Source organism: Falsiroseomonas oryzae (genome assembly GCF_027856955.1).
GTDB lineage: Bacteria > Pseudomonadota > Alphaproteobacteria > Acetobacterales > Acetobacteraceae > Falsiroseomonas > Falsiroseomonas oryzae.
Genome location: NZ_JAPSMD010000397.1, coordinates 1 through 4966, shown reverse-complemented (window position 1 = coordinate 4966; position 4966 = coordinate 1). Strand labels below are relative to the sequence as shown.

Genomic DNA, 4966 nt, shown 5'->3' with positions numbered 1-4966 from the left:
GGCCTCGGCCGCGGCGATGCGGTCGGGCCAGTCGGCCCCGGCGGCCCAGCCATCGTCCACCACGACCAGCAGCGGGCCGTTGCCGCCGCCGGCCGCGGTCGGCCCCCAGACCGGCCGCGCGAGGCCGAGGATGACCAGGGCCGCCGCGGCCAGGCGCAGCAGCAGCAGCCACCACGGCGTGCGGGAGGGTGTCTCCTCCGGCGCCGGCAGGTCGCGCAGCAGGCCGATGGCCGGGAAGTCCTGCCGCTTCGGCGCCGGAGGGGTGACGCGCAGCAGCCACCAGAGGATGGGCAGCGCGGGCAGCGCGAGAAGGAGCCAGGGCGCGGCGAAGGCGATGGGGCCGAGGATCAGCATGGGGCCTACCGCGCCCCCCCAAGGCTCAGGAGGCGGCCGGAGTCGCCGGGGGAGGGGTCGGGGGAGGTCAGCATCTGAACAGGGCCATCCTGCTCCCGCGCCTCATGCCGGCGCCAGCACTTGATGCAATGCGAGAAGGGCCGATTCGGGCGGCTGGTCGGTGCGGTGGGTGGCGAAGCTCCAGCCCGCGGACTGCGCCAGCGCGGCCAGCGCCGCGCGGTGCCGCGCCAGGCGTTCCGCATACAGCCCGCGCACCGCTTCCACGCGCGGCACCAGGGCGGCCGGCGCGCCGGCGCCCAGCACGTCCTCGAAGCGGATGCGCCCGCTGTAGGGAAGCGTCTCCTCGGCCGGGTCGAGCACCTGCAGCATGTGCCCGCGGACGCCCTGCGCGGCCAGCTGCGCGATCGCCGCGCGCGTGGTCTCCAGCGGCTCCCAGAAGTCGCCGAACAGCACGGCGCGGGCATGCCGCGCGACGCGGTGGTCCTCGGGCCGCGCGGCCATCTGCGGCAGCGAATCGGCCATGGCCGGCAGGGCGTGGCGCCCGGCGAAGGGGCGCGGCAGGCCGAACAGCCGGACCCGCTCCCCGCCGCGCAGCAGCAGCGCAGCCAGCGCCAGCAGCAGCAGCTGCGCCCGCAGCGCCTTCGCCGGAACCTCCTTGCTGCTGCGCCAGTCCATGCCCGGCCCGGTGGCGCTCCACAGCGCCACGGTCTGCGCCGCCTCCCACTCCGTCTCGCGGATGAAGAGCCGGTCCGACTTGCCGGATTGCCGCCAGTCGATGCGGCTGGCCTGGTCGCCGGGCACATAGGCGCGGAACTGCCAGAAGGCCTCGCCCGGGCCGGCGCGGCGGCGGCCATGCAGGCCGGGCATCACGGTCGCCGCGACGCGCTCCGCCTCGACCAGCAGCGGCGGCAGCGCGGCGCCGAGCTGCTCCGCCCAGGGGACGCCGACATGCGCGGTGAGGGCGGCCGGGACCCTAGGCAAGCTGGGCCTTCAGCCGGTCGAGCACCTCCGACAGATGCACCCCGTCCGCCCGGGCCGAGAAGTTCAGCGCCATGCGGTGGCGCAGCACCGGCTCGACCAGCGCGACCACGTCTTCCACCGAGGGTGAGAGCCGGCCGTCCAGCACGGCGCGGGCGCGGGTCGCCAGCATCAGCGCCTGCGCGGCGCGCGGGCCCGGGCCATAGGCCAGGTGGCGCCGCACCTCCTCCAGCTCGGTCGTCTCGGGGCGGGCGCCGCGCACCAGGCGGAGGATCGCCTCGATCACGCTCTCGCCCACCGGCAGGCGGCGGATCAGGCGCTGCGCGTCGAGCAGTTCCGGCCCGGTCATCGCCGGGACCGGCTTCGCCTCGCTCGCGCCGGTGGTCGCCAGCAGCATGGCGCGCTCCGCCGCCAGGTCGGGATAGCTGACGTCGATCTCCAGCAGGAAGCGGTCGAGCTGCGCTTCCGGCAGGGGGTAGGTGCCTTCCTGCTCGATCGGGTTCTGCGTCGCCAGCACGTGGAACGGGGCGGGCAGCGGGTGGGTCTCGCCGGCGATCGCGACCTTGTGCTCCTGCATCGCCTGCAGCAGCGCCGACTGGGTGCGGGGGCTGGCGCGGTTGATCTCGTCGGCCATCAGCAGCTGGCAGAAGATCGGGCCCTTGATGAAGCGGAAGTGCCGCTTGCCGTGCGCGTCCTCCTCCAGCACCTCGGAGCCCAGGATGTCGGAGGGCATCAGGTCCGGCGTGAACTGCACGCGCTTCGCATCCAGCCCGAGCACCGTGCCGAGCGTCTCGACCAGCTTGGTCTTGCCCAGGCCGGGCACGCCGACCAGCAGGACGTGGCCACCCGAGAGCAGGGTGATCAGGGTCCGCTCGACCACCTGGTCCTGGCCGAAGATCACGCGTCCGACGGACTGGCGGACCCGGGCCAGCCGCTCGGCCAGCGCCTCCGCCTCCGCCACCAGGGCGCCGGCCTGGTCCTCCCGCGTGGGGTCGGCCACTTCAACCATCGGGGTCAGGCTCCCTATATCCACGAGCGGTGCATATGGTCCGAGTATCCACGCTGCCCATACCCGCCGCCAGTACGGTTACTGGCGGCGGGCGCCGCGGCAAGGTCTGGGGGCCGGGGCAGGCTGGTGCGATGGACGCGGTGACGGCTTCACGGATGCGGGACGTTCTGCAATGACCACTCATCCGGCGACGGCTTCGAAAGCGGCGGCCTGCGCCTCCGCGCAGCCCAGGGCGCGGCACGAATGCGGCGACCTGTCGATGCGGATCGCGCGCGACGGCACCTGGTACTACCGCGGCAGCCCGATCGGCCGGAAGGAGCTGGTCTGTCTCTTCGCCTCCGTGCTGAAGCGGGAACCGGATGGCGGCTACGTGCTGGAGACGCCGGTGGAGCGCGGCCGCATCGAGGTGGAGGACGCGCCCTTCATCGCGGTCGAGATGTTCTGGCGGGACTGCGCCGACCCCTTCGTGCCGAATCCCAAGCCGCGCCAGTGCCTGACCTTCCGCACCAACCTCGACGAGATGGTGACCGCCGATTCGGAGCATCCGATCCGCGTGGCGGTGGACCCGAAGTCGCGCGAGCCCAGGCCCTACATCACCGTCCGTCCCGGGCTCGAGGCGCGGATCAACCGCGCGGTCTTCTACGAGCTGGTCGCGCTGGCGGTGCCGGAGACGGTGGATGGACGCCAGGTCCTCGGCGTCTGGTCCGAGGGCGTCTTCTTCCCGATCGACGAGGCGCCGGACGGCATGGCCCTCCGCCGGGCGGCGGAGTGACCGCGCCGCCGTCGCGCGCCGAGATCGCCGCCCGCCTGACCGATTCGGAGCGGCTGGCCCTGGCCGTTCCGACCTTCTCCGACGACGCCGAGGCGGCGCTGCTGGCCGGGCGGGTGCGGGACGCCGCCGTCCTGGTGCCGATCGTCTGGCACGCCGAGCGCCCCTCCATCCTGCTGACCCTGCGGGCGGCGGGGCTCTCCTCGCATGCCGGGCAGGTCGCCTTCCCGGGCGGCCGCGTCGAGCCCGGCGAGACGCCGGAGGCGGCCGCCCTGCGCGAGGCGGCGGAAGAGGTGGGCCTGGACCCGAGGTTGCCGCAGGTCGCCGGCCACCTGCCGCTGCATCTCACCGGCACGGGGTTCCGCGTGACGCCGGTCGTGGCCTTCCTGGACCCGCCCCTGACCCTAACCCCCGACCCCGGGGAGGTCGCCACCATCTTCGAACTGCCCCTGGCGACGGTGCTGGACCCCGAGGCGCCGGAGCGCCGCCGGGCCGAGTTCCGCGGGCGCCTGCGCGAATTCTGGGTCTGGCCGCATCCGGAGCACCTGATCTGGGGGGCCACCGCGACCATGCTGGTCAGCCTGGCGCGCGTGCTGCGGGACTGACCGGGGGGCGGCGCACCCGATCGTCACGGAAGCGTGATCGTGCGGCCGAGATTTGTGTTAACGCGCCGTGAAGGTCGCGGTATCTACAACCGGAGCGGGTGTCGGGAGCTCCGGGTGGAACTGGGAGATGTCTTTCTCAGGCTTGGTTCCGCTTTCGAGGTTCGCCGCGCCTGGGCGGCGGCGGAAATCGAGGCCGCCCGTTCGCTGAACGCCCGCCATGACCTGCTGCTGTCGCACGGCGCTATCCTGGCCTGCAGCGAGCGGGTGACCTCCTTCCCCGGTGATTTCGTCGTCATCAGCGGTTTCCTGGCGCGGCTTGGCGATGGGTCGCCAGCCTCCGCCGCGCGGCAGCGCCGCGTGCTGGACCGCCTGGCCGCGCCGACGGGCCGGCCGGACAGCATCCGCGGGGCGCTGGCCCGCAAGGTCCGCGCGGGGTGCGACGGCAGCGCGGTGCAGCTCGCAATGGTCCGCAGCCTGGGCGACCTCGTGCAGCAATCCGCCCGCGCGCTGCTGCTCGCGCTGCTGGTCGTGCTGTCGCGCCCCGATGCGGCGCCGCGCGAGGCGTTCCTGGCCACCCTCCGCGATGGGCTGGTGGATCGCTTCCTGGAGCAGCTGCCGGGGGCGGCGCCCTGCCGCACGATCCTGGCCGCCGTCGCCGCTGCGCTGCGCGAGCGCGACGGTGGCGAGAAGGGCGCCCTGTTCGACGGCGAGCGGCTGCGCGAGGTGCTGGCCGGCTGGGCGACCGCGATGGACGCCTTCCGCCTGGCGCTGCGCGAACTCTGCGCCGAGCCGCGCGGCATGGGCGAGACAAGGTCGAGCGTCGCCTGACCCTCCCCGGGATGCCGGCCCGCAGGGGTAGGGCTATATCCCCCCGACCATGGCTGCCGTCATCGCCGTCCTTCTCACCCTGCTGCCCTTCGCGCTCTACCTGGCGTGGCGTCGCTATGGGCCGAGCTCCGGCGAGCCGTCCTCCGGGATGGTGATCGCCCTGCTGCTCGGGGTCGGGCTGATGCTGGGCTCGGCGGTCTGGTTCGGCCTGTCGCGCAGCTTCGACCGCGGCGAATCCTATGTGCCGGCCACGCTTGGGCCGGGCGGCACGGTGCAGCAGGGCCATCCGGGGCCCCGGCCGTGACCGTGCCGGGCGCGGTGGATCCGCCCCATGCGGCGATCGCCCCGCCGGACTTCCTGGCCGCCCCCGCGCCGGCCGCCGTTCTGGCGGCCCTGCCCGGCGCGCGCGCCGTGGGGGGGTGC

Annotated in this window: 7 protein-coding genes; 4 read left to right on the top strand and 3 right to left on the bottom strand. The window is 74.2% G+C overall.

The annotated features are described in order from the left end of the window. The 3 genes from OZN99_RS25375 to OZN99_RS25365 form a co-directional block, all read right to left on the bottom strand. A partial coding sequence (locus OZN99_RS25375; RefSeq protein WP_270938025.1) for a BatA domain-containing protein occupies positions 1-354 on the bottom strand: 354 nt, incomplete at its 3' end. Between the two features lie 102 nt (positions 355-456). Next, complete coding sequence (locus OZN99_RS25370) at positions 457-1335, bottom strand: DUF58 domain-containing protein (RefSeq protein ID WP_270938024.1); 879 nt, start codon at positions 1333-1335, stop codon at positions 457-459. Next, entirely contained in the window at positions 1328-2341 is a 1014-nt protein-coding gene (locus tag OZN99_RS25365; RefSeq protein ID WP_270938023.1) for an AAA family ATPase, read from the bottom strand. Before OZN99_RS25365 ends, OZN99_RS25370 begins: the two co-directional genes overlap by 8 nt. A gap of 172 nt (positions 2342-2513) precedes the next feature. Here OZN99_RS25365 and OZN99_RS25360 point away from each other — a divergent pair, with 172 nt between their 5' ends. The 4 genes from OZN99_RS25360 (at position 2514) to OZN99_RS25345 (ending at position 4847) form a co-directional block, all read left to right on the top strand. Further along, entirely contained in the window at positions 2514-3113 is a 600-nt protein-coding gene (locus OZN99_RS25360; RefSeq protein ID WP_270938022.1) for a DUF1285 domain-containing protein, read from the top strand. Continuing rightward, positions 3110-3715 carry a CoA pyrophosphatase gene (locus tag OZN99_RS25355; protein ID WP_270938021.1) on the top strand — a complete coding sequence of 202 codons (606 nt, stop codon included), beginning with the start codon at positions 3110-3112 and terminating at the stop codon, positions 3713-3715. Before OZN99_RS25360 ends, OZN99_RS25355 begins: the two co-directional genes overlap by 4 nt. A 114-nt stretch (positions 3716-3829) precedes the next feature. Next, entirely contained in the window at positions 3830-4543 is a 714-nt protein-coding gene (locus tag OZN99_RS25350; protein WP_270938020.1) for a hypothetical protein, read from the top strand. A gap of 49 nt (positions 4544-4592) precedes the next feature. Continuing rightward, entirely contained in the window at positions 4593-4847 is a 255-nt protein-coding gene (locus OZN99_RS25345) for a hypothetical protein (protein WP_270938019.1), read from the top strand. The last annotated feature ends 119 nt before the right edge of the window (positions 4848-4966 follow it).

Excerpts from the sequence above, each read along its gene's own strand:
- OZN99_RS25365 (WP_270938023.1), bottom strand. The coding sequence starts at position 2,341 with ATGGTTGAAGTGGCCGACCCCACGCGGGAGGACCAGGCCGGCGCCCTG.
- OZN99_RS25360 (WP_270938022.1), top strand. The coding sequence starts at position 2,514 with ATGACCACTCATCCGGCGACGGCTTCGAAAGCGGCGGCCTGCGCCTCC.
- OZN99_RS25345 (WP_270938019.1), top strand. The coding sequence starts at position 4,593 with ATGGCTGCCGTCATCGCCGTCCTTCTCACCCTGCTGCCCTTCGCGCTC.